General features: G+C 54.2%; 31 protein-coding genes. 16 read left to right on the top strand and 15 right to left on the bottom strand.

The genetic code is table 11. The features are described 5' to 3' along the window. Positions 1-39 precede the first annotated feature (39 nt). Positions 40-411 (bottom strand): flagellar hook-basal body complex protein FliE, encoded by a 372-nt coding sequence (gene fliE / locus BLP53_RS01105; RefSeq protein WP_091468554.1) that lies wholly within the window; start codon positions 409-411, stop codon positions 40-42. Between the two features lie 260 nt (positions 412-671). Between fliE and fliF the strand changes: the two genes are divergently transcribed. The 13 genes from fliF (at position 672) to fliR (ending at position 12,155) form a co-directional block, all read left to right on the top strand. After that, positions 672-2,384, top strand: a complete 1,713-nt coding sequence (fliF, locus tag BLP53_RS01100; RefSeq protein ID WP_091468549.1) for a flagellar basal-body MS-ring/collar protein FliF — start codon at positions 672-674, stop codon at positions 2,382-2,384. 3 nt (positions 2,385-2,387) lie between these two features. Continuing rightward, a complete protein-coding gene (gene fliG / locus BLP53_RS01095; RefSeq protein ID WP_091468546.1) occupies positions 2,388-3,386 on the top strand; it encodes a flagellar motor switch protein FliG in 999 nt (332 codons plus the stop codon). Between the two features lie 24 nt (positions 3,387-3,410). Further along, complete coding sequence (locus BLP53_RS01090; RefSeq protein WP_091468542.1) at positions 3,411-4,079, top strand: FliH/SctL family protein; 669 nt, start codon at positions 3,411-3,413, stop codon at positions 4,077-4,079. Between the two features lie 30 nt (positions 4,080-4,109). Continuing rightward, positions 4,110-5,600 (top strand): flagellar protein export ATPase FliI, encoded by a 1,491-nt coding sequence (gene fliI, locus BLP53_RS01085; RefSeq protein ID WP_245652556.1) that lies wholly within the window; start codon positions 4,110-4,112, stop codon positions 5,598-5,600. An 18-nt stretch (positions 5,601-5,618) separates the two neighbouring features. After that, a complete protein-coding gene (fliJ, locus tag BLP53_RS01080) occupies positions 5,619-6,065 on the top strand; it encodes a flagellar export protein FliJ (RefSeq protein ID WP_091468539.1) in 447 nt (148 codons plus the stop codon). A 24-nt stretch (positions 6,066-6,089) separates the two neighbouring features. Continuing rightward, positions 6,090-7,460 carry a flagellar hook-length control protein FliK gene (locus BLP53_RS01075; protein ID WP_091468536.1) on the top strand — a complete coding sequence of 457 codons (1,371 nt, stop codon included), beginning with the start codon at positions 6,090-6,092 and terminating at the stop codon, positions 7,458-7,460. A 146-nt stretch (positions 7,461-7,606) separates the two neighbouring features. Continuing rightward, a complete protein-coding gene (gene fliL, locus BLP53_RS01070; RefSeq protein ID WP_091468532.1) occupies positions 7,607-8,143 on the top strand; it encodes a flagellar basal body-associated protein FliL in 537 nt (178 codons plus the stop codon). A 32-nt stretch (positions 8,144-8,175) separates the two neighbouring features. Next, on the top strand, positions 8,176-9,177 hold the full coding sequence (gene fliM / locus BLP53_RS01065; RefSeq protein ID WP_091468527.1) for a flagellar motor switch protein FliM: 1,002 nt from the start codon (positions 8,176-8,178) through the stop codon (positions 9,175-9,177). Then, positions 9,177-9,671 carry a flagellar motor switch protein FliN gene (fliN, locus tag BLP53_RS01060; protein ID WP_091468524.1) on the top strand — a complete coding sequence of 165 codons (495 nt, stop codon included), beginning with the start codon at positions 9,177-9,179 and terminating at the stop codon, positions 9,669-9,671. Before fliM ends, fliN begins: the two co-directional genes overlap by 1 nt. 18 nt (positions 9,672-9,689) lie before the next feature. Beyond that, a complete protein-coding gene (fliO, locus tag BLP53_RS01055) occupies positions 9,690-10,178 on the top strand; it encodes a flagellar biosynthetic protein FliO (protein WP_091468522.1) in 489 nt (162 codons plus the stop codon). A gap of 108 nt (positions 10,179-10,286) precedes the next feature. Then, entirely contained in the window at positions 10,287-11,051 is a 765-nt protein-coding gene (gene fliP, locus BLP53_RS01050; protein WP_091468519.1) for a flagellar type III secretion system pore protein FliP, read from the top strand. A gap of 48 nt (positions 11,052-11,099) precedes the next feature. Then, the gene (fliQ, locus tag BLP53_RS01045) at positions 11,100-11,369 is read left to right on the top strand and encodes a flagellar biosynthesis protein FliQ (protein WP_091468515.1); all 270 of its coding nucleotides are present in this window, start codon (positions 11,100-11,102) and stop codon (positions 11,367-11,369) included. An 18-nt stretch (positions 11,370-11,387) separates the two neighbouring features. Beyond that, positions 11,388-12,155, top strand: a complete 768-nt coding sequence (gene fliR / locus BLP53_RS01040) for a flagellar biosynthetic protein FliR (protein WP_091468510.1) — start codon at positions 11,388-11,390, stop codon at positions 12,153-12,155. A gap of 84 nt (positions 12,156-12,239) precedes the next feature. On the opposite strand, the gene flgL is transcribed toward fliR, so the two are convergent. The 11 genes from flgL to flgB form a co-directional block, all read right to left on the bottom strand. Beyond that, positions 12,240-13,154 carry a flagellar hook-associated protein FlgL gene (flgL, locus tag BLP53_RS01035; RefSeq protein ID WP_091468506.1) on the bottom strand — a complete coding sequence of 305 codons (915 nt, stop codon included), beginning with the start codon at positions 13,152-13,154 and terminating at the stop codon, positions 12,240-12,242. A gap of 21 nt (positions 13,155-13,175) precedes the next feature. Further along, positions 13,176-14,852, bottom strand: coding sequence for a flagellar hook-associated protein FlgK (flgK, locus tag BLP53_RS01030; RefSeq protein WP_091468501.1), 1,677 nt, complete (start codon positions 14,850-14,852; stop codon positions 13,176-13,178). A gap of 100 nt (positions 14,853-14,952) precedes the next feature. Then, positions 14,953-16,014 (bottom strand): flagellar assembly peptidoglycan hydrolase FlgJ, encoded by a 1,062-nt coding sequence (gene flgJ, locus BLP53_RS01025; protein ID WP_091468497.1) that lies wholly within the window; start codon positions 16,012-16,014, stop codon positions 14,953-14,955. A gap of 11 nt (positions 16,015-16,025) precedes the next feature. Beyond that, on the bottom strand, positions 16,026-17,135 hold the full coding sequence (locus BLP53_RS01020; protein ID WP_091468494.1) for a flagellar basal body P-ring protein FlgI: 1,110 nt from the start codon (positions 17,133-17,135) through the stop codon (positions 16,026-16,028). An 11-nt stretch (positions 17,136-17,146) separates the two neighbouring features. After that, positions 17,147-17,815, bottom strand: a complete 669-nt coding sequence (locus tag BLP53_RS01015) for a flagellar basal body L-ring protein FlgH (protein ID WP_245652555.1) — start codon at positions 17,813-17,815, stop codon at positions 17,147-17,149. A 22-nt stretch (positions 17,816-17,837) separates the two neighbouring features. Continuing rightward, positions 17,838-18,620 (bottom strand): flagellar basal-body rod protein FlgG, encoded by a 783-nt coding sequence (flgG, locus tag BLP53_RS01010; RefSeq protein ID WP_091468489.1) that lies wholly within the window; start codon positions 18,618-18,620, stop codon positions 17,838-17,840. Between the two features lie 54 nt (positions 18,621-18,674). Next, positions 18,675-19,418: a flagellar basal-body rod protein FlgF gene (gene flgF / locus BLP53_RS01005; RefSeq protein ID WP_091468483.1), complete on the bottom strand. Its 744-nt coding sequence runs from the start codon at positions 19,416-19,418 to the stop codon at positions 18,675-18,677. A 46-nt stretch (positions 19,419-19,464) separates the two neighbouring features. After that, a complete protein-coding gene (gene flgE, locus BLP53_RS01000; protein ID WP_091468480.1) occupies positions 19,465-20,676 on the bottom strand; it encodes a flagellar hook protein FlgE in 1,212 nt (403 codons plus the stop codon). A 38-nt stretch (positions 20,677-20,714) separates the two neighbouring features. Further along, positions 20,715-21,389 carry a flagellar hook assembly protein FlgD gene (locus BLP53_RS00995; RefSeq protein ID WP_091468475.1) on the bottom strand — a complete coding sequence of 225 codons (675 nt, stop codon included), beginning with the start codon at positions 21,387-21,389 and terminating at the stop codon, positions 20,715-20,717. A gap of 36 nt (positions 21,390-21,425) precedes the next feature. After that, positions 21,426-21,830: a flagellar basal body rod protein FlgC gene (gene flgC / locus BLP53_RS00990; RefSeq protein ID WP_091468471.1), complete on the bottom strand. Its 405-nt coding sequence runs from the start codon at positions 21,828-21,830 to the stop codon at positions 21,426-21,428. Between the two features lie 16 nt (positions 21,831-21,846). Beyond that, on the bottom strand, positions 21,847-22,278 hold the full coding sequence (gene flgB, locus BLP53_RS00985; RefSeq protein ID WP_091468468.1) for a flagellar basal body rod protein FlgB: 432 nt from the start codon (positions 22,276-22,278) through the stop codon (positions 21,847-21,849). 239 nt (positions 22,279-22,517) lie between these two features. Between flgB and flgA the strand changes: the two genes are divergently transcribed. The 3 genes from flgA (at position 22,518) to BLP53_RS00970 (ending at position 24,268) form a co-directional block, all read left to right on the top strand. Continuing rightward, a complete protein-coding gene (gene flgA / locus BLP53_RS00980) occupies positions 22,518-23,282 on the top strand; it encodes a flagellar basal body P-ring formation chaperone FlgA (protein WP_091470300.1) in 765 nt (254 codons plus the stop codon). Positions 23,283-23,454: 172 nt separating this feature from the next. Further along, positions 23,455-23,781, top strand: a complete 327-nt coding sequence (gene flgM / locus BLP53_RS00975) for a flagellar biosynthesis anti-sigma factor FlgM (RefSeq protein WP_091468464.1) — start codon at positions 23,455-23,457, stop codon at positions 23,779-23,781. Between the two features lie 4 nt (positions 23,782-23,785). Then, positions 23,786-24,268 carry a flagella synthesis protein FlgN gene (locus BLP53_RS00970; protein WP_091468461.1) on the top strand — a complete coding sequence of 161 codons (483 nt, stop codon included), beginning with the start codon at positions 23,786-23,788 and terminating at the stop codon, positions 24,266-24,268. 89 nt (positions 24,269-24,357) lie between these two features. Here the strand turns inward: BLP53_RS00970 and BLP53_RS00965 are convergent, their stop codons facing one another. From BLP53_RS00965 to BLP53_RS00955, 3 genes are read right to left on the bottom strand one after another with little or no spacing between them, the layout of a single operon-like run. Continuing rightward, entirely contained in the window at positions 24,358-26,268 is a 1,911-nt protein-coding gene (locus BLP53_RS00965) for an ATP-binding cassette domain-containing protein (protein ID WP_091468457.1), read from the bottom strand. A gap of 34 nt (positions 26,269-26,302) precedes the next feature. Further along, a complete protein-coding gene (locus tag BLP53_RS00960) occupies positions 26,303-26,620 on the bottom strand; it encodes a CcdB family protein (protein ID WP_091468453.1) in 318 nt (105 codons plus the stop codon). Beyond that, positions 26,620-26,886 carry a type II toxin-antitoxin system CcdA family antitoxin gene (locus BLP53_RS00955; RefSeq protein ID WP_091468448.1) on the bottom strand — a complete coding sequence of 89 codons (267 nt, stop codon included), beginning with the start codon at positions 26,884-26,886 and terminating at the stop codon, positions 26,620-26,622. The genes BLP53_RS00960 and BLP53_RS00955 overlap by 1 nt, the downstream gene beginning before the upstream one ends. Positions 26,887-26,917 lie beyond the last annotated feature (31 nt).

The following is a 26,917-nucleotide window of genomic DNA, read 5'->3' as shown; positions in this document are numbered from 1 at the left end:
AAGGGGTAAAGCCGGTTGGCAAGAAAAGTGTCAGGCAGGTTAAACCTGCATGTTCATCATTTCCTGGTAGGCGCTGACCAGTTTGTTGCGGACTTGTACCGTGGCCTGAAAGGCAATGTTAGCCTTTTGCCCGGAAATCATGACATCGGACAGGCTGACATTATCGTTGCCCATGGCAAAATCCTGGCCCATTTTTTCTGACTGCAATTGCATGTTGTTGACCTGGTCCAGTGACGCTTTTAGCGCATCACTGAAACTGACCTGGCTAGTGGGGCTGGCCGCCGCCGGCTTCTGCACCTGGCTGAGCGCCTGGGTTGCCGGGGCGCCCAGGCCTTCCGGTTTCTGTGCTGCTGCACGTAACTGTGCCAGCATGGACGAGATGCGCTGGGCATCAATACCGCCTGCGTTCATGTGGTCTCCTTTCGTTGTATCGGGTCGTTCTGACCCACGGATGACAATGGTAGCCACTGTAACATTGCGCTCCCCCGGCTGCTCCGGAAAATAGGCGAGATTAATCCGTCTTATTTGCCAATTTGAATTTGCAGGGCAGGCGCATAATGCGTTCCATGTATGAATGCCGCTCAAGGTATTCAAGTTGAAATGCATGATTTGCAACTTTGCCCGGAAGGGCGTTCATGTATTCCTGCAGATTGTCGAACATGGAGATTTAAATGGCTGCTGATGCTGCTGCGCTCGAGTCAACGATAGAGTCAAATGGCACACCCGATCTATTCGGCCAGCTGGGGCAAAAGTTGCTGCTGGTTGCGGGGATTGCCGCCATCGTCGCCATCATGGTGGTGTTCTGGTTATGGAGCCAGAAGCCGGATTATCGCGTGCTGTTCTCCAATTTTGCCGATAAGGATGGCGGCGCCATTGTTGCCGAACTCGAAAAGCAGAATATCCCTTACAAATTTTCCGAAGGTGGCAGCGCCATCCTGATTCCTGCGGACCAGGTGCATCAGGTACGCTTGCGGCTGGCGGCACAAGGCTTGCCTAAAGGTGGCAATATCGGTTTTGAATTACTGGAAAACCAGAAATTCGGCGTCTCCCAGTTTGTCGAGCAGGTCAATTTCCAGCGTGGCCTGGAAGGTGAACTGGAGCGCAGCATCCAGTCCATTTCCGCCGTGCAGGCCGCACGCATCCACCTGGCAATCCCCAAACCCAGCGTATTCGTGCGCGAGCAGCAGTACCCTACCGCTTCCGTGTTACTGAATTTGCATAGTGGCCGCCGCCTGGATGCACAGCAGGTCGGTGCCGTGGTACACCTGGTCGCCAGCAGCGTACCCAACCTGTCAGTCGACCATGTCACCGTGGTTGACCAGAATGGCAACCTGTTATCTGACAACGCCAAGCAGGCCAAACAGAACGGCCTGGATCCGGAACAGGTCGCGTATGTCGAAAATATGCAGAACAGTATTGCCCGTCGGGTGGAGTCCATTATCACACCGATTGTCGGTGCCAAAAACGTACATGCCGAAGCCAGTGCTGAAATTGATTTCTCTAACACCGAGCAGGCCAACGAATCCTATAAACCCAACAGCAAGCCGGAAGAGATGGCCGTGCGTAGTGCGCAAAGTCATGAATCCCAGAGCAGCAATAACAACACCGGCGCCGTGCCTGGTGCCCTGAGCAACCAGCCACCTGGTGATGCTACTGCGCCTATCAATGCACCTAATGCGCAAGGCGCACAGCCGGAAGGTGAAGGTGCAGCACCTGCTGCTGCACCGGCACCGCCACAAAATACGCAGAAAGATAATACAACCAACTATGAGCTGGATAAAACCGTGAGCTATATCCAGCAGGCGAAAGGTGGCATCAAGCGCCTGCATGTTGCGGTGGTGGTGAACCATATTCCTCTGGTCGACAGTACCGGTAAAACCACTTACCGTGCCATGAATGCTGCCGAGAAGCAACAGGTGAGCGACCTGGCCATGCAGGCCATGGGTTTCAACCGCGAGCGTGGCGACACCATCTCCGTCGTGAATACCCCTTTTATCAGCGAAGCACAGGAAAAACTGGCCGAAGCGCCCTGGTGGAAAGACCCCATGGTGATTGACTACGCGACGCAGTCCTTGCGCTTCCTGGCCGGTGTCATCGTGCTGGTAATGCTGTACAAGAAATTGCTCAAGCCTTTGGCCAACAAGCTGACTGGTGCGGACAAGAAGGCGCTGGAAGCCGCCGCGGCTACCGCTTTGCCCCATATAGAAGGCGATAGCCGCAATGGTGACGATGCGCTGGTGACGCTGAGTGGCGATGCCCCGGCTTTGCCAGGCGCTGATAGCGAAGGCCTGTCCCAGAGTTTGCAGGCGGCCAAACAGGTGGCCAAGGAGAATCCACGCATGGTGGCGAATGTGGTTTCCAACTGGACTTCCGTGGAGAAATAGCAGATGGCTGTTGATGGCGTAACACGAAGTGCGATTTTGATGCTGGCCCTCGGCGAAGATGAGGCCGCCGAGGTCATGAAGCATCTTTCCCCCAAAGAGGTACAGAAACTCGGCGTGGCCATGGCTGCGATGAAGCCCGTCCCCAAGGAAGAGGTCGAGTCAGTACTGGAAAAATTCATGCTGGATTTTGCCGGCAGCAGCGATTTCGGCCTGGACTCAGACAGCTATATCCGTTCCGTCCTGGTCAAGGCCTTTGGTGAAGACAAGGCCTCCAATTTGCTCAACCGTATTCCGCAATCGCAGGATGCTGCCGGCATTGAGAGCCTGAAGTGGATGGATGCCTTCAGCGTGGCCGATTTTATCAAGAATGAGCATCCGCAGATTATTGCAACCATCCTCTCCCACCTGGAAGCAGAGCAGTCCGCCGAAGTATTGAGCCATTTCACCGAGCGGTTGCGCCAGGATGTGATTCTGCGTATTGCCACACTGGATAGCGTCAAGCCAACCGCATTGCGGGAGCTGAATGAAGGCATGCTGAAAATGCTGTCCGGTAATGACAACCTCAAGCGTCAGGCTATAGGCGGTGTGAAAACGGCGGCAGATATCATGAACTACCTGAGTGGTGAAAATGAAGCCAAGCTGATGGATGGCCTCAAGAGCTACGATGATGCCATGGCGCAACAGATCATGGACCAGATGTTTGTGTTTGACAACATCATGGATATTGATGACCGCAGCATCCAGATTCTGCTGCGTGAAGTGCAGTCCGATGTATTGATCGTCGCGCTCAAAGGGACGTCCGAGGAAATGCGCGAAAAATTCTTCCGCAATATGTCTTCGCGCGCGGCAGACATGATGCGTGATGACCTGGAAAGCCGCGGACCGGTCAAGCTGTCCGAAGTGGAAAACCAGCAGAAAACTATCCTGCAAACCGTTCGCCGCCTGGCCGATGAGGGCCAGATTATGCTGGCTGGCAAAGGTGACAGCGAGCAGTATATTTAAAAGTCATACGAAGGAAAATGTCGCATGGTAGCCTCTGCAACACCCAAAGAAAAAATGACCGCTTATGAACGCTGGGAGTTAGCCAGTTTTGATGAGGTATCTGACACCGAGCGGGTCAGGCGGGAGAAAGCGCAGGCCGAAGAGAATGCGCGTACTGTCAGCCATATCCTGAAACAGGTCAGGCAGGAAGCCTATGAAGAGGGTTTCAAAACCGGCTACCAGGATGGCCTGGTGCAAGGCCAGACCCGCATTGAGGCGGAAAGTGCGCAATTATTACAGTTGTCTGCCAGTTTCCAGCAGGCCTTGTCCATGCAGGATGTGGCGGTGGCCGAATCTATCCTGACATTGGCCCTGGAACTCTCCAAGGCCATGCTCAAGAGCAAGCTGCAGGCAGATAGCGAAGCGATTATTCCGGTGGTGCTGGATGCCATGCAATACCTGCCGCATATCAAGCAGCCCGCCAGGGTGATTGTGCATCATGAAGATGCCAAAGTGCTGCGTGCCAATATCGGCGAACAACTGAAAGAGCAGGGCTGGCAACTGGTGGAGGATAGCCAGGTTGAACGCGGTGGCTGCCTGGTGGAGACAGCTGACAACCAGATTGATGCCAGTAACGAAATCCGCTGGAAACGCTTGGTGCAGGGCCTGTCCCATTACGATGACTGGCATAAGCCTGTGTCATCAGCCGAGTAATTAACGCAATTGCATGTTGGTGGCCACCGTATGACACAGTTAAACGACCCTGCTGTTGACTCCAATTCCGCTGTGGAGCCACAGACTGATATCCAGGCGGCAGCGCCTGCTGCCGACACCACTCGCGATAACATTCATACCCTGCGCTGGCAAAGTTACCTGAAAGACTGCCGCGAAATCATCAACCTGGTTGAACCGCTGGAAGTGGCGGGCCGTATTGTCAAAGTCACCGGCCTGGTGATGGTAGCGACCGGCATCAAAATGCCTATCGGCGGTGCCTGTTTTATCCCGTTGCAGGACGGCGGCCGTGTAGAGGCGGAAGTCGTAGGCTTCGATGGCGAAAACCTGTTGCTGATGCCGCAGACTGCCGTGGATGGCGTGGTGCCCGGCGCGAAGGTATTCAGTATGGAAGTCACAGACACCTTGCCCAAACCGCAGTTTGGCCGTCCGCCACGCCGCCGCGCCCAGGACCGGGCGCGTCATTTCCCTGTCGGTGATGGTTTGCTGGGGCGTGTGGTCGATGCTGCCGGCGTGCCTCTGGATGGCCTGGGGCCGATTGCCACTGACGTGACCGCACCATTGAATGGCCGTGTGATCAACCCGCTGATGCGCGCACCGATTGAAGAAACCATGGATGTAGGCGTACGCGCCATTAATGCCATGCTGACGGTGGGCCGCGGCCAGCGATTGGGCCTGTTCGCCGGTTCCGGTGTTGGTAAAAGCGTATTACTGGGCATGATGGCCCGTTATACCACCGCGGATGTGATTGTGGTTGGCCTGATCGGTGAGCGGGGGCGAGAAGTGCAGGAGTTTATTGAACAGATCCTGGGGCCTGAAGGCCTGGCCCGTTCCGTGGTCGTGGCTGCACCGGCTGATGTTTCCGCCCTGATGCGTTTGCAAGGCGCCAGCTACGCCACCACCATTGCCGAACGTTTCCGCCAGCAAGGCAAAAATGTACTGCTGATCATGGATTCCCTGACCCGTTACGCCATGGCACAACGTGAAATTGCGCTGGCCATTGGTGAACCGCCTGCGACCAAAGGCTATCCGCCTTCTGTATTTGCCAAGTTACCGGCGCTGGTAGAACGTACCGGCAACGGCGCACGTGGTGAAGGCTCGATTACAGCTTTCTATACTGTACTGACCGAAGGCGATGACCAGCAGGACCCGATTGCCGATTCGGCGCGGGCGATTCTGGATGGGCATATCGTGCTTAACCGCAGCCTGGCGGAAGCCGGCCATTACCCGGCGATTGATATTGAGCAATCCATCAGCCGTGCCATGCACAATATCACCAGCAAGGAGCACCAGCAGTCGGCCCGCTTGCTCAAGCAGCTGTATTCCCGCTACCTGCGTAACCAGGACCTGATTGCGGTCGGTGCTTACCAGCCGGGTTCCGATCCTATGCTGGATGTCGCTATCAGCAAGCATGACCAGATTAACCAGTTCCTGCAGCAGGATATCCATGAATGTGCGGCCATGCAGGATAGCTTGCAGCAACTCTCGCAAGTGGTGTCTTAACGCAGCGGGGCCTTATCCATGGCGAAACAGTCCACCCATACCCTGGCCCTGCTGAACCGGCTGGCTGGCGAGGAAGTCGAAGCAGCCATGCAGGTGCTGGCGCAGGTTATGCAACAGCTGGAGCACGCCAGGCAGCAGCAGGCATTGCTTGGGCAATATCAGCAGGAGTACCAGCAGCAATGGCAGCAGCTGGCACAAAAAGGCATCAAATCCGATTTATACCGTAATTTCCAGGGCTTTTTCTCGCAATTGGAATCTGCCGTGCAAGGCCAAAATGCTCAAATAGAACAGTTCCAGGCAATGGTTTTGCAGAAACAGCAGGTATTGCAGGAAAAACGACGCAAGCAAAAGTCGTATGAAGTATTGATCACGCGCGCAGAAACCTTGCAGATAAAGGCCGAAAACAAGCGTGACCAGAAAATGATGGATGAATTTGCCAGCCGTGCCAAACGTACGCGCTTGTAATCAAAAGTTGTACAGGAGATTGACATGACATTTTTAAACCCCTCGGTATTATTGAATATGGGGGCAGCTGACGCGGTGAAGCCCGCTGCCGGCAATACACAGTCTCAGGAATCCGTGGCGAATGCACCGGATGAATTTGCACAGGCCTTGCGCAAGCAGATGCAGCAGACCAACAAATCTTCCGGTACCACTACCGGTACCGATCCAATACCCAGGCCGCTGGCAAAAGATATGCGCGAATCTTCCAGGTCCGCCGTGGCCCAGTCCAATGGGCAACTTGCCGCGGAGCAAACCCAGGCACCTGCTGCCAAGACGGATGAAAAGCAGGCACAGGAAACGCAGGGCGATGATAGTCACGATGACCAGCCCACTGATGGCACAAAAGAAACGTCCGCAGCTGATGAAACACCACAGGCGCGCAAGAAACGCCTAATGGCTCACCTGGAAACCGCCGATGCGCAGGCCGCTGGCCTGGCGCCCTGGATGCAGACCATGATGGCAATGCGCCCGGCCACAGGCCAAGGGGTGATCAACAAAGCTAAAGGCGTATCCGGTGACATAGCGGAAGACCCGTTGCAAAGCGATGCATTATTGGCAAAAGCGACGGTTGTTCCTGGTGATACCGCAGAGAAAGCGCGTGGTGTGCTTCCGGCCGACACGTCTGTGGCGGAGGACAGCGCTGGCCAGGGAGTGGAGGCCAGGCAGCTCTCCACGGATGAGCCAAATATTGCCCTGGCAGATAAAAATGACAACTTCACTGAAACGCTGGGCATTGCCAAAGCCGTGGCAGCGGCCGTGCAACAGACAGCTGGTACGGATAAAGCGGCCAGTCAATTGAACCAGATAGAGACCGAACCGGCAATATCCAGCCTTGCGCAAGTAGCACCGGCAGCGCAGGTGATGCCTAACAATGCGTGGCTGAATGCGGCAGGGGTTTCCCAGGGTGCCAACGTAATGATGTCGCAAATTGCCACGCCATTCGGCAATGAGCGCTGGCAGGCAGCCATGAACCAGCATGTGCTGAATATGGTAGGCAGTGGCGATGATGTCGCCAGCCTGACCTTGTCCCCACCTGACCTGGGGCCTATCCAGGTAGTCCTGAAAGTGGATAACCAGTCGGTGAATACCAGCTTTATCAGCGATAACCCGCTGGTGCGCCAGGCACTGCAAGACGGCATGCAGGATTTGCGTGACCGCATGCAGTCGCAAGGGCTGGCCCTGGGGCAAACGTTTGTCGGCAATGGCGAGCAGGCACAACAGCACTTCGGGCAACAGGCTTCGGAGGATGGTAGCCGAGCCTTTGGACAGGGTGCCCAGGCGGGGGTTGAGACGGTAGCACCTGCCGCCGCAGTGAGAACGACGTCCGTCCGCGGCCTGGTCGATACCTTTGTCTGATAAGGGCAATGCTGCCTTCCCCGGCGGCATAAAGGCTAATTAAACGCCCAATTTGCCCTTTTATCCGGCAATCTCCGGGACCGCATTTTACGCATAATGACACCATCTCGCATGCTGTATTGAAGTTCAATTGAAAGGTTTGTGTCATGGCTCAAGAACCCGCGAAAGCAGAAGCTGCAATCGCAGTGCCCAACTCCAAGAAAAAGATCATTATTATTCTGGCAGTCGTGCTGGGCCTGGTTGTGGTGGGCGGTGGTACCGCTTTTTTCCTGATGAAGAAAAAAGAGGATACCCACCAGACCAAAGCAGCTAAGGCAGACGAAGAGGCTGAGCACGAAGCGGAAAGCGCGCATGCTGACCCGAAAACAGCCTTGACCTATGTCCCGTTCGAAACCTTTACCGTCAACCTGTTGCCCGACCCTGATGAAAAATTCCTGCAGCTGGACCTGACCATGGAGGTGAAGGGGAGTGAGCTGGCAGACAAAATGAAAGCGCAGATGCCGGTGTTACGCAACCGGGTACTGCTGTTGCTGACCAGCAAGAAATCGACAGATATCGCGACGCCGGAAGGCAAGGCGCAACTCAGTGCAGAGTTACTGGCCGAGCTGAAAAAACCATTGACGGAAAAAGGCAAGCCATTGAACGTCACACAGGTATTGTTTACCTCATTTGTGATCCAGTAATGCAGAACACCTGGTGTTAAAAGTGAACCATCATGTCAGCTGACAAGTTTCTATCACAGGATGAAATCGACGCGCTGCTCAAAGGCGTGGCGGGCGATGACGACAGCGATGCACCCGTCAAGGACGAGGGTGGCGTTCGTGACTACAACCTGGCTACCCAGGAGCGCATCGTGCGTGGCCGTATGGCGACGCTGGAAATCATCAATGAACGTTTTGCCCGTTTGTTGCGGGTCGAGTTGTTCAACTTCCTGCGCCGCACCGTGGAAGTCTCGGTCGGCCCGGTCAGGATTACCAAGTACACCGACTTTATCCGTAACCTGGTGGTGCCCACCAACCTGAACCTGATCCACATGAATCCATTGCGTGGCACTGGCGTGCTGGTCCTGGATCCGACGCTGGTGTTCTTGGTGGTGGACAATATGTTTGGTGGCGATGGCCGCTTTCATACCCGGGTGGAAGGCCGCGATTTCACACAGACCGAGCAACGGATTATCCAGCGCATCCTCAACATTATGTTTGAGGCCTATGGTAAAGCCTGGGCGCCGGTATATCCGGTGCAGTTCGAATACCTGCGTTCGGAAATGAATACGCAATTTGCCAATATTGCGACACCGAATGAGGTGGTGGTGGCGATTACCTTCAATATCGAGCTGGGCCCGAATAGCGGCGAAATGCATTTCTGCGTGCCATATTCCATGGTGGAGCCGATCAAGGACCTGCTGACTTCGCCCTTACAGGGGGAAAACCTGGGTGGCGACAAGCGCTGGGTCAAATTGATGACGCAGCAGATCCAGGCCGCAGAAGTCGAGATCGTGGCTAACCTGGCCACTCGCCGCATGACGGTAGCTGACCTGCTGGAGCTGAAAGAGGGAGATGTGATTCCCATCAATATCAGCGACATGATTGAAGGGCAGATTGACAATATCCCGGTGATGGAATGCCGTTACGGGGTATTTAACGGGCAATATGCCCTCAAAGTTGAGAAATTAATACGCGCTGACGGTAGTCAGGAGCAATTGCAAGGAGAGTCATAATGGCTATGGATCCCGCCACTGGTAACAGTGCAGATGATGATTTGGAAGCGGCTGCCGCTGCAATGGGAATGTCTGATGTTGCCGATGGTGATGTACAGACGATTGCCGAGGACGACTGGGGAGCAGCCCTGGCAGAGCAGACGCAGGCGGAATCGGCGGCATTGCAGGAACCCAGCAGCAAAACCGCCGTATTCAACGAGTTCAGTGCCAACAATAAATTGCAGGGCACGCAGAATGACATTGATTTCATCCTGGATATCCCGGTACAGCTGACAGTGGAACTGGGGCGCACCAAGATCTCGATCAAGAACCTGCTGCAACTGGCACAAGGCTCGGTGGTGGAACTGGACGGCATGGCTGGCGAACCCATGGATGTGTTGGTGAACGGCTGCCTGATTGCGCAGGGTGAAGTGGTGGTGGTGAACGATAAATTCGGTATCCGCCTGACTGATATCATCACGCCGGCTGAACGCATACGCAAACTGAACCGCTAACCCTGTAGGCGCTGCCTGATGAAGACTTTTACCCGATTCGCATTGTTTTTTTCCAGCCTGCTGCCAGGGATGGCACTGGCGGCTGAACCGGCCAGTCTTGCGGCAGCTTCGGCGCCTTCTGCTGGAGACAGCCTGGGCCGCATGGTGCTGGGTACCGTGATTGTCCTGCTGGTGATTGCAGCAATCGCTTGGCTGTTGAGACGTGTGATGCCGGGGCAGGGTTTGTCCCATACCGGCATTATCAAACAGGTGGGCGGGGTGCAGCTGGGCCCCCGGGAACGGGTGGTCGTACTGGAAGTGGCCGGTCGCTGGCTGGTGGTCGGCGTGGGCCCTGGCCAAATGACGGCGCTGGGGGAGGTGATACCACCTTCTGCAACGCCTGCGCCAGCAATACAGGCCGGTGATGATGCCGTCATTGATCCGCAGGCTTCTTTTGCAGTACGCTTGCAACAGGCGATGCAACATACCTTGCAGCAAACCGTCAAATCCTTCAAAAACAAGCCTTGAGTCGTTCATTTCCAGTCTTTGATTCAGGCCGGGTCAGCGTACCATAGCCTCATCTTTTTCAATCATGCCCGGCCCTGGCCGGCCTGATTAAATTCCGGGTGCCATGACATGCGCGTAATCTCTGTATTGAAATCTATTTGGTTGCCACTGCTGGCCGGGCTGCTGTGGCTGTTGCCAGCCACCTCCTGGGCAGCGGAAGGCCTGCCCCTGGGCACAGTGACGCCGGCGGCTGGCGGCGGGCAGGATTACACCCTGAGCCTGCAAACGCTGATCCTGCTGACCGCATTGACGTTTATCCCGGCCGCGATGCTGATGATGACCGGCTTTACCCGTATCGTGATTGTGCTGTCGCTGTTGCGCCAGGCCCTGGGCACGCAGTCTGCCCCATCCAACCAGGTATTGATCGGCCTGGCATTGTTTATTACCTTTTTTGTCATGGGGCCGGTGTTCGACAAAATTTATACCGATGCCTACCAGCCTTTGTCCGAGAGCAAAATTACCATGCAGGAAGCGCTGGAGAAGGGCGTTGTGCCGCTGAAGGCGTTCATGCTCAAGCAGACCCGTGAAAATGACCTGGCCATGTTTGCCAATATGGCACATAACGAAGCCATCAAGACACCGGAAGAAGTCCCCTTGCGTATCCTGGTACCGGCTTTTATGACCAGCGAGCTGAAAACGGCTTTCCAGATCGGCTTTGCCATCTATATTCCCTTTCTGATCATAGACATGGTGGTGGCCAGTATCCTGATGGCAATGGGGATGATGATGGTGTCGCCGGCGATTGTTTCGCTGCCGTTCAAGCTGATGCTGTTTGTACTGGTGGATGGCTGGCAGCTGATCCTGGGGTCGCTGGCACAGAGTTTTGTCATGTAACCAGGTGGCTGTTCAGTGAATAGCGCATTTGAGATCAAGGAGTAAGCAATGAGTCCGGAACAAGTGATGACCTTAGGCAGTGAGGCGATGCAAACCACTTTGATGGTAGCGGCCCCTATCCTGGGCATTGCGTTGGCGGTAGGTCTGGTAGTCAGTATTTTCCAGGCAGCCACGCAGATTAACGAGCAAACCCTTTCCTTTATCCCCAAACTGGTGGGAGTGATGGCCATGATGCTGCTGGCCGGGCACTGGATGCTGATGACCCTGGTGGATTACATGCATCATGTGTTCAGCATGATCCCGCAATTCGTCAATTAATCCAGCACCAGGTGACCCATGCTTACGCTGCATGCCTCTGACCTGCAACACTGGATAGTGCAGCTGTTATGGCCACTGACACGCATCCTGGCTTGCCTGTCTGTGGTGCCTTTATTCAGCCATCCTTCCATTCCCAAGCGTATCAAGCTTGCGATCGGTTTCGTTATCACGCTGGCTATCGTTCCCGCTATCCAGGTGCCCGCCATTGAAGTGATGTCCTGGCAGGGCTTGTTGTCATTGCTGGCGCAGGCGCTCATTGGCATCAGCATGGGCTTTGTCATGCGGCTGATGTTCACCGCCGTGGAGATGGCCGGCTTTATGATGGGTATGAGTATGGGGCTGGGCTTTGCCAGCTTTTATGACCCGCAGGCGCAAGGGCAGAGTATCGCTATCAGCCAGTTCCTGACCATGCTGGCACTGTTGGTCTTCATGAGCCTGGACGGGCATCTGATTGTGGTGGCCGTGATGCTGCAAAGCTTCGAAACCATGCCTATCCTGCTGCAGCACTGGCAACTGAATGCGCAGGCCATTGCGCTGCTGGGCGGGCATATTTTCTCGCAAGGGTTGCTGCTGGCATTGCCGGTGGTCGCCAGCTTGCTGATTACCAATATGGCACTTGGTATCCTGACCAAGGCGGCACCCCAGTTTAATATTTTCGGTATCGGCTTCCCGATTACGATTTCGGTCGGTATGGTGATGACTTTGCTGAGCCTGCCATCCCTGGTCAGCCCGATCAGCCGCTGGCTGATAGATGCGCAGCAATTGATGTTGCAGGTGATACGCTGATCGCATGCCTGTCTGTTCCGGCAGCGCCTAACCAAAAATAAAAAAGCTGGCGCAAGCCAGCTTTTTTGTTGCTCCCTTTTTCCCTTAAAGAAACGAGAACAGTGAAAGCTGCGAAGTCTGCACGTAGGATTTCTGTGCCGCTTCCAGAATGGTGCTTTTCTTGGCCAGGTCTGACAGGGCTTCAGTGTAATCCAGGTCCTGCAGGTTGGAAATGGAGGTTTGATACTGCAAATCCATATCGCTGCCTGTGGTGTCCAGGGTGTCCAGTTCGTTCAGTTTACTGCCGAGATCAGCACGTACGCTCAATACCTGGTTCAGGGAGCCTTGCATTTTTGTGATGGAATCTGCCAGGCCACTACTAAAGGCTTGCTGTGAGGCGTCATCCGTAATGGGGGTGTTGAGCAGATTGATAGTGTCTTGCAGGGTGGCAAACAAATCGTTGCCATTGGCCTGAAATACCTGGTCACCGGTGTAAGTGACCTGCATCTGGCGCCGTACATCTACCTGTAACGCGCGTTTTGAGGAATCCCCCTGGAAAACCACACTGCCCGTGGACGTGTCAAACGGCGCTGTTTCTGTCTGGTAACCGGAGTACATGTAATTGCCTTGTGAATCCTTGGTATTACTCAGGCCGACCAGGGTATCCAGGCGAGTCTGCAGTTCATTGGCAATAATCTGGCGTTGATCGTTGGTGTAACTGCCATTACCGGCATTGACCAGGGAAGACTGTATATCCTGGATCACATTGGTGATGCTGGTCAGACTGGATTCATAGGTTTCCAGCGAGGTTTTGGCCACCTTACGCGTTTCCGTATAGGTGTTGTTCATATTCTGGGCATTGGTCAGCTCAAGCACACGCGCCGCGGCCACCGGATCATCGGCAGGAGAGCGTACTTTCTTGCCGGAAGAAATCTGTTCCTGCAGCTTGCTCAGGTCATTCTGCAGATCCATCAGGCGGTTGGTGCCGCTCTGGTAAATGGTGTTGGTACTAATTCTCATGGTGGACTATCCTTTAGGTCACTATTGGCCCAGTTGCATCAGTACGTCAAACATCTGGCTGGCAATCTGCATCATCTTACCGGCAGCCTGGTAGGCCTGCTGGTAGCGCAGCAAATTGGCAGCTTCTTCGTCCAGATTCACGCCAGACTCTGATTGCATGGCGCTGTTGGCGGCTTCCAGCGAAGCAGCATCTGCCTTGCTGGTAATCATCATTTCATTGGTTTTTGTGCCCACGGCACTCACCATCAGTGCAAATGCCTGGGTATAGGAGCGCGTGCTGTTGCTACCCATAAGGCGCACGCCACCATTATCCTGTAGCTGGGCGAGTTTCAAGCCGTTGCCGTTGTCGCCAGGACCCTTGAATGCGACCAGGTTGCCATCTTTATCAATGCGCTCGGCCAGTGCCAGTTTTTCCGGGTTATCAAGGGCCAGTGTAATCTTGCCGGCAGCTGCCTGGGTAGGGCGTATCAGGTATTCATCACCTTCCGCCGGCGTGGAGGTATTCACATTGAACTCAATGCCATCCACCGTGATAGGCAAGGTAGTCACTGGTGTGACGGTTTTATCACTGTTGCGGATGATGTTGTACTGGCCGTTGGTATATTTCAGCGTGTAATCGCTGCTGGTCAGCTGGGAGGACTGTCCGGCGACGAATGTTGCCGTTGCCTGTTTGGATGGGTCCGTATTGTAGGCGCTGCTGGTGACCACGGGTTGCGGAATATTAAACATGGCAACGCCATCATCGCCATTCAGGTCATAGCCATTCTGCTGCTGTTCGTTAAACTGCGTGGCCAGCGTGATCGCCAGCTGGCCGATCTGGTTCTGTACCGGATCCAGTGTTTCACTCCTGAACGCTATAATGCCGCCCAGTGTGCCCCCTGCCAGTGTGGATCCCGTGATGATTTTCGGGTTATTGTTGCCGTAAGCAACTTCCAGTCGGCCCGGATCTGTCGGGTTGGGCTGGGTGGTAAGCTGGTAAGTTTCCTTGCCAACGACGAGCGGCATGCCATTGCCTATCAGGATGTTATAGCTGCCATCGTCCTGCTGTACGACGGTGGTCTTGATTTCCTGGCTCAACTGGGAGACCAGCAGGTCACGCTGATCCATCAGGTCATTCGGCGGGTTACCGGATGTACTGCGGGCCTTGTCAATTGCCGCATTGAGTTGTGAAATCTGCGTGGCATAGCTGTTAATGTTGTCTACGCTGGTGGAAATCTGGGTATTCAGGCTTTGGCGTATATCATTCAGGCGGTCATTCACCGCACCAAACCGGCCCAGCAGCGAGTTTGCCGATGACAGGACAGTCTGGCGGGTAGCGATATCGCCGGGGTTGGCTGCCGCCGCACTGACGGCGCTGAAGAACTGGGTCATTACCGGGCCGAGTCCGGCGCTGGAATCAGAGAGCAGGCTGTTAATGTCTGAAATATTGCTGTAATAGGCGCCGCTTGCGCCGCTGGAGGAGGTGGCGCTCAGCATCTGTTTGGCCAGCGTATCGTTATATACACGCGTAATGCTGGAGACATTCGTACCCTGGCCGATATAGCCATAGCCCCAGTTCTGGGCCTGTGCGGCGGATTGCACAATAACCTGGCGGTTGTAGCCTGGCGTCGAGGCGTTAGCGATATTGTGCCCTGTGGTGGTAATACCGATCTGGGCGGCCGTTAATGCACTTTTGCCGATATTGAATATACTGGACATAGCTGGATGACCTCAGGTGCCTTCGCCCTGCAGAGCGACAGACACGTTTGTAAAGTTACAATTAATTTGCCTATCGGCAGTTTTTTCAAATTCTTTAATCTCAACCTTGCAAGTGTTTAATCACCTGGGTCAGTTTTTTGCCATATTGCGGGTCGGTTGCGTAGCCGGCCCGTTGAAGTGCATGGGCGTAGGCACTGGCGTCATGCGTACTGTTCATGGCCTGCTGGTAACGCGGGTTTTGTGAAATCAGTTTGGCGTAATCCTTGAAGGCATCACTGTAACTGTCATAGGCGCGGAATTTTTCCACGCGGGTTTCCCTAGCGCCATTGACATATTCCGTGGTGGTGCTGTTGACCACTTTGCCTTTCCAGTTTGCATCTGCCTTGATACCAAACAGGTTATGGCTGTTGACGCCGCCTGCCGTTTTGATTTCATGTTTGCCCCAGCCGCTTTCCAGCGCGGCCTGGCCGAGCATGAATTGGGCAGGAATACCGGAATCATTGCTGGCTGCCTGCGCATGCGGCAGCATCTGCTGGATAAACTGTTGCGTTTTACCGGCGACGGTGCGTACCGCATTGGCCAGCGGCGCTTGCGGCAAGGTGAAGTTTTGTACGTTTTCCCTGGCTTCTTCCAGAAGCGGCGGCAATTCGGGAATGCCGCCCGCGCCGGTTGCATCATTGTCTGTTCCGGTTGTATCCGGGGACGTGGCTTCCCATTGCTGGTAGGCGTCACGGATTTTCTGTGCTGCCTGCATGAGGACTGCTTTGCCCGGAGTGGCATTGCTGGAGGACAAGCCATTCACCAGGTTGTGTTTGCTGTCATGCTCTTGCGTTTTTGCCTTGCCGGTTTCTTCTGCTGGCTTGTGGCTAAATTTGCTGAGCTGCCTGACCAGTACATCGGTCAGTCCCATGCCTTTCTGGCTGAGCTGGCTGGTGAGCTGCTGGTCCAGCATGCCCATGAACATCTTGCTTTGCTCGTTATCGGTGATGCCATCCTGCGGCACGGTGTCGCGCATGCTTTTTAGCATCATGTTCATGAGGATACCCTCGAACTGGCGGGCAACTTCTCGGATGGCTTCCGGGGAGTCGCTTTTGGCGTTTTTCAGGCTGTTCAGTGCATTGCCATCAATCGCCAGGCTATTGGTATCGACACGCGCTTGCATGGCCGTCTCGCTTAAATGACCTCAAGCTCGGCGTTGAGGGCGCCGGCGGCTTTCATTGCCTGCAGAATCGCCAGCAGGTCCTGTGGGGAAGTGCCAATTGCATTCAGGGCCTTGACCACATCAGACAGGTTGGCACCATTGTTCAGCTTGAGCACTTTGCCAGGCTCTTTGTTGATATTGATTTCCGACACGGCGGTAGACACGGTCTGGCCGTTGGAGAACGGGCCAGGCTGGCTGATCACCGGTGAGGTGTTGATCACCACGGACAGGTTACCGTGTGACACGGCGCAGCTGTCCAGGGTAACGGCTTTATTCATGACCACGGAGCCAGTACGTGCATTGAGGATAATCCTGGCCTGGGTGGCTGCCAGCGATACGTTAATGGTTTCCAGGTTGGCCAGGAAAGAGACGCGGCTCATGGTTTCCGGTGGGCGTACCTGGATCACGCGGCCACTTTCCGCCTGGGCGGTCTGCGGGCCGAATTTCTTGTTAATGGCCTCTACCACATTGTTGGCAGTGGAAAAATCGCTGTCCTTCAATTCCAGGCGCACAATGTTCTGGTCGAGCAGGGTATTGGGCAGGGCGCGTTCAACCGTGGCCCCTTCTGAAATGCGGCCTACACTTAAATGGTTAATCTGGGTCTGGCTGCCATTGGCGGAAGCACCCACGCCACCGACCACCAGGTTGCCCTGGGCCATGGCGTAGATCTGGCCATCTGCGCCTTTGAGCGGCGTCATCAGCAAGGTGCCGCCGCGCAGGCTCTTGGCGTTACCCATGGAGGAGACAGTCACATCCAGTGTTTGCCCGGTCTGGGCAAAAGCAGGCAGTGAACTGGTGACCATCACGGCGGCCACGTTTTTCAGTTGCAGGTTGGTGCCGGCAGGTAAAGTCATGCCCATCTGGTTCATCATGCTGGTAATACTCTGCACGGTGAACGGCGTTTGTGTGGTCATGTCACCGGTACCATCCAGGCCCACCACCAGGCCATAACCGATCAGCTGGTTGGCACGGACCCCCTGAATATTGCTGATATCCTTGATACGTTCCGCATGGGCGAGCGGTGCACTCAACCCCAGGCTGGCGATTAAAACGGTAGTAAACAGTTTAAACAGGCGTGACATGGTCAGCGCTCCTATAACGGGATCATGCTGAGGAAGAAGCGGGAGAAGATGGAGAACGCTTCGGCAGCATCAATTTTGCTGCTGGAGCGATACTCGACCCGGGTATCCGCCACTTTGGTTGAAGGCACTATGTTGCCCAGCATAATCATGTCAGGGTTCACCACGCCGGAGAACCTGACATATTCGGTGCCTTTATCAAAGCCAATCTGCTTCTCGCCGCTGATGACCAGATAGCCATTTGGCAACACGTCTACGACGGTGGCAGTGACATCGCCACTGAAAGCATTGCTGGCATCGGCACTGCCTTTGTCCTTGAATGAAATCGCAGAGTTGGCGCCAAACGCTGATTTCGGTACGTTATGGCCAAACAGGCCAGTCACAGAGGCGGCGACTGAACCATCTTTGCCCTGGGCATTATCGGAAGCTTTATTGGCGCTAGTGTTTTCGGCAATGCGCACGGTCACAATATCACCGACATAACGTGGCCGACGGTCTTCGAACAGCGGACGATAGCCACCAGTATTGAAAATGGCCCCTTCGGTCCGGGTATTCGGTTGCGCCATCGCCACACGCGGGGTGGGCGGTGTCTGTACGATGGTGGAAGGCGTAACGGCGCACCCGCCCAGTAACTGGGAAAGTGCCAGACAGAGTAACAAGCTGAAAATGGATTTATGCATCATGGTGCCTGCCTTCAAACAAACATTACATCTGGGTCAGTTTCTGCAACATCTGGTCCGACGTGGTAATGGCCTTGCTGTTGATTTCATAGGCACGCTGGGTCTGGATCATGCTGACCAGTTCCTCGACCACGTTTACGTTGGAAGTTTCCAGGTAGTTCTGTTGCAGCAAGCCTGCGCCGTTCAGGCCAGGCGTGTTGGTATTCGGGTTGCCGGAAGCCGTGGTTTCCACATACAGGTTTTCGCCTTTGGATTCCAGGCCGGCCGGGTTGATAAAGGTGGCAAGCTGGATCTGGCCAATCTGCGTACTGGCGGTTGAATCCGCCGTGGTAATGGAGACCACGCCGTCACGGCCTATGGTCAGGCTCTGTGCATTTTGTGGAATGGTAATGGTCGGTTGCAGCGGGAAGCCGCTGGAAGTGACCAGCTGACCCTGGTTATCCATCTGGAAAGAACCGTCACGCGTATAGGCAGTGCTGCCATCCGGCATCATGATCTGGAAAAAACCGTTACCCTGGATGGCCACGTCCTTGCTGTTGTCGGTTTGCTGCAGGTTACCCTGGGTAAACAGGCGCTCGGTAGCGACCGGGCGCACACCTGTGCCCAGTTGCAGGCCGCTTGGCAGCTGCGTTTGCTGGGAAGATTGCGCGCCTGGCTGGCGGATATTCTGGTAGAGCAGGTCCTCAAATACGGCCCGCGATTTCTTGAAACCACTGGTACTGACGTTGGCCAGGTTATGCGAAATCACGTCCATTTGCGTTTGCTGCGCATCGAGGCCGGTTTTTGAAATCCATAATGAGCGTATCATCGTCTACTCCTTGGGGGGATCCCCCTGTTCATGCCTTAAATAGTAATGCAGGCCTTAGCCATTCATACTGAAGAGTTGATCGGCTTTTCCAGCGTTATTTTGCGCATTTTCCAGCATCTTCATTTGCATCTCGAACTGGCGTGCCAGGCTGATCATGTTGACCATGGTCTCCACCACGTTGACATTGCTGCTTTCCAGCGTGCCACTGGCCACGGTGACATTAGGGTCTAACGGGGCTGCCTGGCCGTTGCTGGTGACAAATACGCCGTCATCTGCGCGTTTTAACGAGGCAGCAGGCGGGTTGACCAGCTTGATCCTGCCGATAATGGTGGTCTGGCTGGGCGTTGCCAGTTTGCTGACCGTGGAAATCGTGCCATCTTTAGCTATGGTGATGGTCGAGTCCGGTGGAATGCTGATAGGCCCGCCGTCACCCATGATATTCAGGCCGGTGGCGGTTTGCAGCTGGCCGTTTTCGTTGATTTTCAGGTCACCGTTGCGGGTATAGCCTTCAGAGCCATCGGTACGCTGGACTGCAATCCAGCCTTCTCCCTGTACCGCGATATCCAGGTCGCGCCCGGTTTGCTGGAGCGTACCGGATTTGTAATCGGTACCGACCGTGGCATCGACCACGAAAGCACGCGTCGGCATGCCATCGCCCAGGACAGGCACTGCCCTGAAACTGTCTATCTGTGCCTTGAAGCCGGTCGTGGTCGCATTCGCCAGGTTATGTGCAGTCGTGGCCTGCTGTTCCAGGATATGTTTGGCGCCTGTCATTGCCGTGTAAATTAAGCGATCCATACCAGCTCCTCAGTCATTCAGTCATCTCTTCAAGTCAGCGTGCTACTTATCTCAGGTTGACCAATGTCTGTAATACCTGATCCTGGGTCTTGATGGTTTGCGCATTGGCCTGGTAGACACGTTGTGCGGTAATCATGTTGACCAGTTCAGCAGTCAGGTCGACGTTGGAGTCTTCCAGGGCCGAGGATTGCAACAAACCCATGGTGCTGCTGCCCGGTGCGCCTAGCAATTCGTCACCGGATGCATTGGTGGCCGCCCACTGGTTCCCCCCCAGCGAGACCAGTCCGTTCGGGTTCGCAAAGTTGGCCAGCATGACACGGCCAAGCTGCTTGGTTTCATTATTGGTATAGCGACCCAGGATCACACCATCAGACCCGATGGAGAAGCTGGCAATCCTGCCTGATGTATAGCCATCCTGAGTCTGTTTGTTGATACTGAAAACAGAGCCATACTGGGTGGATTTGGTGTAATCCTGTGCCAGGGTGATCGGATTGGCTCCCGTAGGCGTAAATGTGACGCTGCCTACGGTAGAGTTGGCAGTATCGTATGCTGCCGTGGTGGTAAATTGCATGACCGGCGTAGGGCTGGGCGTAATATCGGCACCATCTGCTGTGGTATACACGTTCCAGCTATTGTCAGCGGTTTTTACAAAATAGTTTTGTACGGTATGGGAATTTCCCAGTGAGTCATACACGGTAATCGCGGTGGAATTGGTATAACTTGTCGGGTCAGAGGGGTCAAACGGGGTGACGGTCTGGTCAATCGCATCGGCTTCGGCGTTCAGGTTGTACTGGCCGGTAATTTTGGTGGATGGAACAGGTTGCAGGTCACTGGTATCAATCTGGATTTCCACTGGTGTGGAACCATTGATATTGTCTGCACTATTGCCCATCAGGCGTTTGCCGTCACTGGTGATGATATAACCGTTTTTATCCATCTCGAACTGGCCGTTACGCGTATAGGTGATGGCGCCGTTGTTACTCAGGCGGAAGAAGCCAGAACCGTTAATGGCAATATCCAGTGTATTGTCGGTAGAGGTGATGTTGCCTTGCGTAAATTGCTGGGCAATGTTGGCGATTTTGGTCCCGATGCCGATTTGCGGTGCGCCGCTGCCGATCAGTGAAGCGGCAAACACGTCGGCAAATTCTGCGCGTGATTGCTTGAAGCCGACCGTGTTGGCGTTCGAGACGTTGTTACCAATCACGTCCAGTGATTTGGATGCTGTATTTAAACCGCTTAAGCCTTGTTGAAAACCCATAATGCTCTCTCCTGGAAAGACTGAATGCTGTCAATGAATTAGAAAATTTCCATCACATCAGATACTGCGATGTCGGTGTTATTACTCAAGTTAAGCTTGATGCTGCCATTTTTGTTAGAGACACTTTGTACCTGTGCCAGGCTGAGGGCCGTGCTGGTGGTGGTGCTGTCCCCCAGTTTGGCGCTGATTTCGTAAGTGTAGTTGCCACTCGGTGCGACGGTACCATCGTCCATTTTGCCATCCCAGGACAGCGCATTGACGCCGACTTCCTGCTGGCCAAAGGTCAGCGTACGTATGGTCTGGCCGGCACCATTCTTGATATTGACGGTGAGGCTGTCTGCTCCATTCGGCACATCCACCCCGAAATAGCCACCCTCTTCATTATGGCTGAGGGCATTGCCTGGTACCAGTACTGCATGGCCTATCATGCTGGTGGCCTGGTAAGCCTGGCCCACTTGTACGCTGTTGATGATGCTGCTCATGGTGTCGTTGAGTTTGTTGATGCCGGTCACCGTACTCAGTTGGGCCATCTGGCTGGTCACCTGTGCGTTGTCCATCGGGTTCAGTGGATCCTGGTTTTGCATTTGCGTGACCAGCAAGGTCATGAAACGGTCCTGTGCTTCATCCACACTGTTTTTCTCCGAGTTTTTACGTGTGTTCACCATATCCAGGACGTCTTGCGATACCTGGTTGTTCGTATTCACGGTTGTCATGTTAAGCGTCCTTATCTAAGATTATTGAATCTAGGGTTATTGACCGATATTGAGGGTTTTGAGCAACATGGTTTTGGCAGAATTCATGGTTTCCACGTTGTTCTGGTAAGCGCGCGAGGCCGAGATCATATTGACCATTTCTTCCGTCACGTTGACGTTGGGCATGGTGACATAACCATCGCTGTTGGCCATGGGGTGTTTGGGGTCAAACACCATTTTGCCCGGCTTGGTATCTTCGATGACGCGATCTACCTGTACCGTGCTGGTATTGCTGGCAGCATCCTGGATGGCCTTGAAGACCACCTGTTTGGACTGGTAGGGCTTGCCATCCGAGCTGACTACGCTGTCGGCGTTGGCCAGGTTGCTGGCGACCGTATTCAGGCGCATGGATTGTGCGCTCATGGCGGAGCCGGAAATCTTGAACACATTAAATAAAGACATAACGTTGCTCCCTTACTTACTGGCCAGTAATGGCTGACAGCATTTTTTTGATCTGGCCGGTCATCATGGTGAGGCTGGCTTCGTAGCGGATCCCATTGTCCACATAAGCATTACGTTCCACGTCCATGTCGACCGTATTGCCATCCACAGAGCCTTGCACGACTGAGCGGAACAGCACATCGCTATTGCTGGCGTAACCACTGCCCGCGCTGCCACCCAGGTGTGCGCTATTGGTTTGCTGCAGCTGGCTGGCTGCTGTCTGTGCAGAGCTTGCCTCCGGCCCTGATTGCAGAGCTGTCTGCATGACGGATTTGAAATCAATGTCGCGTGCCTTGTATTGTGGTGTATCCGCGTTGGCAATATTGGAAGCCAGCAGCTCCTGACGCTGATTGCGTACACGCAGGGCTGTCTGGTGAAAATTCAGCGCAGCATCCAGTTTGTTCATCATCGTCTTTTCCTTTCCCGGGGTTACCCGAAAAGTCTCGGTATTCTTTTAAAGTTTTGTCATCGGCAACCGTTAACCCGGATAAGCAGACTGGCATCAGCAAACGGGTCAACTCGCGCACATGACTTTTTCTAGCTGTGCCTAGTCTACGCCGCGGTGACGAGAATGATTTTTCAATTAAGCGGGGTAAATGGCCTTTATTTCATCAATTGCTGATGATGCTTTTGCGTACAATGGCCTCCATGAAACTTCGTCCAGACATATTTCTTGCTGCAGCGATTCCAGGCCTGGCCTGGTTTCTGTGCTGCCCTGTGCAGGCAGCAGATCGTGTTCCGGCGAATCCTGTGATGGCTAACCAGCAGCCCATGGTGCCTGCCAGCGATATCCATACGCGGGTATACCAGACGGTGATGCAATATGTGCAAAGCCAGACCCAGGGCTACCCCGGCAAAGTCAATATCGAAATCCAGCCCCTGGATAGCCGTATCCGTATTGCGGAATGCGACCTGATGGAAGGATTTACGGTGCAAGGTGCGCGCCTGTGGGGTAAAACCCATGTCGGCGTGCGTTGTGTGCAATCTGCGACCAAGCCATGGACCCTGTACGTACAGACCGATGTGCAGGTATGGGGCGATTATGCAGTAACTGCCTTGCCACTGAGCCAGGGCTCTCCGTTGCAGTCTTCTGACGTCGTCATGCAGACCGGCGACTTGACCAAGTTACCGGCTGGTATTATCACTGACCTGTCCATGCTGGAAGGCAAAAAGACTTTGTTGAATATGCCATTGGGCACTGTGCTGAGGCCGGACCTGCTCAAGTCGATGCCGGTGGTGATGCAGGGACAGACCGTACAATTAAGCAGCCGGGGTGAGGGGTTTGTCATCACGGCAGATGGCACCGCCATGCAGACCGCGAATGTCGGTCAGGTGGTGGATGTGAAAGTCAGCAGTGGCCAGCTGGTCAAGGGAATTGCCCAGGCCAATGGCAAAGTAGATGTGCGTTTTTAACCGCCAGTTTTTAACTTGCCAGCGGATGTTTCCAAACTGAAAAGTGCTTGCTGATCAAAAACTTGCGATAAAAAGTGGTTTCAGCGCTAAAGTTCGCTTAAACTATGCCGTTAGAACTGTTAACAAATAGGGTCTGCGCACCCTGAAGTCAGCGAAACAGGAGAGATACGGCATGAATATTTCAGATTCGATTAAAAAACTGGGCACCACGGGTGTAGATAAAACGGCGTTGGACAAAAATGCCGGCAGCAACCGCAGTGACAAGGCAGGAGCGGCCACCAGCCAGCAGCCGGGCACGGATAATGTGACTTTGTCTGCCGCCTCGGTACAGTTGCAATCCCTGGAGTCAGGCCTGGCCAGTGGTGAAGTTTTCGACGCCAATAAAGTGGACGAGATTAAAGCCGCGATTGCCCGTGGCGACTTCTCGGTAGATACAGCCAAAGTAGCAGATGGTTTGCTGCAGACAGTCAAAGATTTGATACAACCTAATAAAGGATGACCTAATGAATACTGCAAATCAAACGTCAATGCCGGCGATCAGTTTTGATGCCGATGCTATGCTGGTGGCGAAGTTGATTCAGGATTTGCAGCATGAACAAACGGCCCTGGTGTCCGCAGACATGGCGACCATAGAAAAACTGGTCGATAACCGTGCCGAATTGTTACAGGCACTGGGTGAAGCTGCCAACCAGCGCTACGTCGCATTAGCCGCAGCAGGATTTGAAGGTAATGAAACCGGCATGGAAAAATGGCTGAAGCTACGCTCCAGCCAGGGCACGGATCGTGCGTGGATGGATTTCCAGCAACAACTGGCACAAGCCAAAGAGCTTAACCGCCTCAACGGCCTCCTGATCAACAAGCATTTCCAGCGCAACCAGGAAAGACTGGATGTCTTGCAAGGTAAATCCTCCGGCAGCACACAACTGTATGGTAAAAATGGCCAGGCTCATGCAGCCAATAGCTCACGCACCAGTTTCTCTGTCTAGGCAAGTACCTGTTAAATTGAAAAGCCGAACCCGGGTGGTTCGGCTTTTTTATTGATAAATCATAAGGGCAAATACGGCTTGTTGACCGATTAGCGTAAACTTTCCAGCGTTTCCCAGCGCTCCAGCTTTTGCAGCACCATTCCCTCAATCTCATCCAGTCTTTCCTGCAATGCTTTCACTTGTTCCGGCGCCTGTTTGTAGATATCTCCCTGCGCAAACTGGGCCTGGATGCCGGCCTGTTCCTGCTCCAGGGTTTCAATCTCCTGTGGCAGCGCCTCTAGCTCACGTTGCTCTTTGAAACTCAGTTTCTTGCGGCTGGCAGGTTGTGATGTGGCTGCTGGCGCGGCACCGGTTTGAGGCGAGGGAGGTGTTTTTTGTGAAGCAGCAGCCTGACTGGCACGCTCCTGGCTAAAGCGCAGCCAGTCATCATAACCGCCACCGAACTCGGTCAGTTTGCCCTGGCCTTCAAATGCAATCACATGCGTGACTGTATTTTCGAGAAAGGCGCGGTCATGGCTGACCAGGAACAGCGTGCCAGCGTAATCCTGTAGCAGGTTTTCCAGTAACTCCAGCGTATCAATATCCAGATCATTGGTGGGCTCATCCAGCACCAGTACATTGGCCGGCCGTGCAAACAGGCGTGCCAGCAATAAGCGGTTACGTTCGCCACCTGAGAGTGATTTCACGGGTGAACGTGCGCGTTGTGGCGCAAACAGGAAGTCTTCCAGGTAGCCAATCACATGTTTGCGTTCATCACCAATCTGCACGTAGTCGGAGCCTGGACTGATGGTATCTGCCAGCGTGGCTTCAGGATCCAGTTGCTCACGCATCTGGTCAAAATAGGCGACCTGGATATTGGTGCCTAACTGTATGCGACCCTGGGTTGGTTTCAATTCACCCAGAATCAGCTTGAGCAGGGTGGATTTTCCAATGCCGTTGGGGCCGAGCAGGCCGATGCGGTCGCCACGCATGATACGCGTACTGAAGCGCTGGATCAGTACTTTGTCGCCATAGGCCATATGCACGTTTTCCAGTTCGGCAATCAGCTTGCCCGAACGCTCGCCGCTGTCTAGTTGTAATTGCACCTGTCCCTGGCGGTCGCGTCTGGCCGCGCGGTCACGGCGCAACTGTTCCAGACGCCGTACACGGCCTTCGTTACGTGTACGGCGCGCTTCAATGCCTTTGCGTATCCAGACTTCCTCTTGTGCCAGGAACTTGTCAAACCGGGCCTGGTGTTGTGCTTCCACGGCCAGCAGTTCGACTTTTTTAACCTGGTACTGGCTGTAATTACCGGTGAATTCGGTCAGGTGGCCGCGGTCCAGTTCCACAATGCGTGTCGCCAGCCGGTCCAGGAAGCGTCGGTCATGCGTAATCAGCATGACGCTGCCCTGGAAGCCCAGCAGCAGCTCTTCCAGCCAGAGGATTGCTTCCAGGTCGAGGTGGTTGGTCGGCTCATCCAGCAGCAGCACATCAGGTGACTGCACCAGCGCCTGTGCCAGCGCCACGCGTTTGCGCCAGCCGCCGGAAAGCGTGGCAATCGGCGTATCGGAGTTCAATCCCAGCCTGGATAGCACAGATTCAATGCGTGATTGCAATGCCCAAGCGTTCTCCGCTTCCAGCGCCTGTTGCAGTTGCTGCAAGCGATCTAAAAGATTTTCCGCATCCTGTGTGTGGGAAAGTTGCTGCGAGATATCATGATATTCGCGCAATTGCGCCACAACTTGACCCAAACCCTGGGCAACAGCAGTAAAGACATCATGTGATGAATCCAGTACAGGCTCCTGCGGCACATAAGCAATTTTACTGTTCGGGTCGCGCCAGCATTCGCCCTCATCCAGCTTGATCTGTCCGGCAGCCACTTTAAGCAGGCTGGATTTGCCCGTACCATTCCGCCCGATAATGCCCACACATTCCTTATTATTAAGTTGGAAATCGACGTGGTCGAGCAAAGGTACATGGCCAAAGGCCAAGCTTGCCTGTTTCAGGGTAATTAAAGGCATGATGTGTTGTGAGTAACTTGAGAAAGTGCCAGCGTTAATAACCTTGAAACAGGAAATCTAACGCGGCGGTAATTTGATCGTGTGATGCTGCCAGGGACATGACTGGTAAACGAAGAAGGCGTTGCGGCACTGCCCCCATTTTGGGAGTTTCCAACAGACAATCTACGCCCTCAATATTGAAAACCGGTGTCAATTCGGATGGCAGTTTGACCCTGGGGAATTGTGCAAGATGTCGCAGTGGAATGACCATTCGGCTATCCAGGCCACTCAGCAGATCACTTTGAATATCCAGCAGATAGGGCGTGGTGGAGGCATGGCTGCCTGTATTCGCATAAACGTCAAATCTTGCCATCAGAAGCTTTTCCATTCGTCAAGAGGTAAGCCTTCAGTCTCGATAATCCGATTGTATGCGGCAATAAACTCAGCATGCTCTTCTTGCCATTTTCTGGCTTGCGCAAGTCTAACAACTTCGCGCAGGTGGTTATCGCATACTTGAGAGATATTAATGTCCAGTAGCTTTGCGTGTTCGAGGACATCCACGCTCAAGCTCAGGTTGGTTGCTCGCTTTCCGCTCATACTGCTCTTCTGGCGTGGCCTTGCTGGTGTCGTTGATTGCATTGATATATTCCATGCGCATATTTATATGCGC

The organism is Methylophilus rhizosphaerae (assembly GCF_900100975.1).
GTDB lineage: Bacteria > Pseudomonadota > Gammaproteobacteria > Burkholderiales > Methylophilaceae > Methylophilus > Methylophilus rhizosphaerae.
The sequence above is the reverse complement of the archived record's forward strand: the minus strand, read 5'-3'. Positions and strand labels throughout refer to the sequence as shown.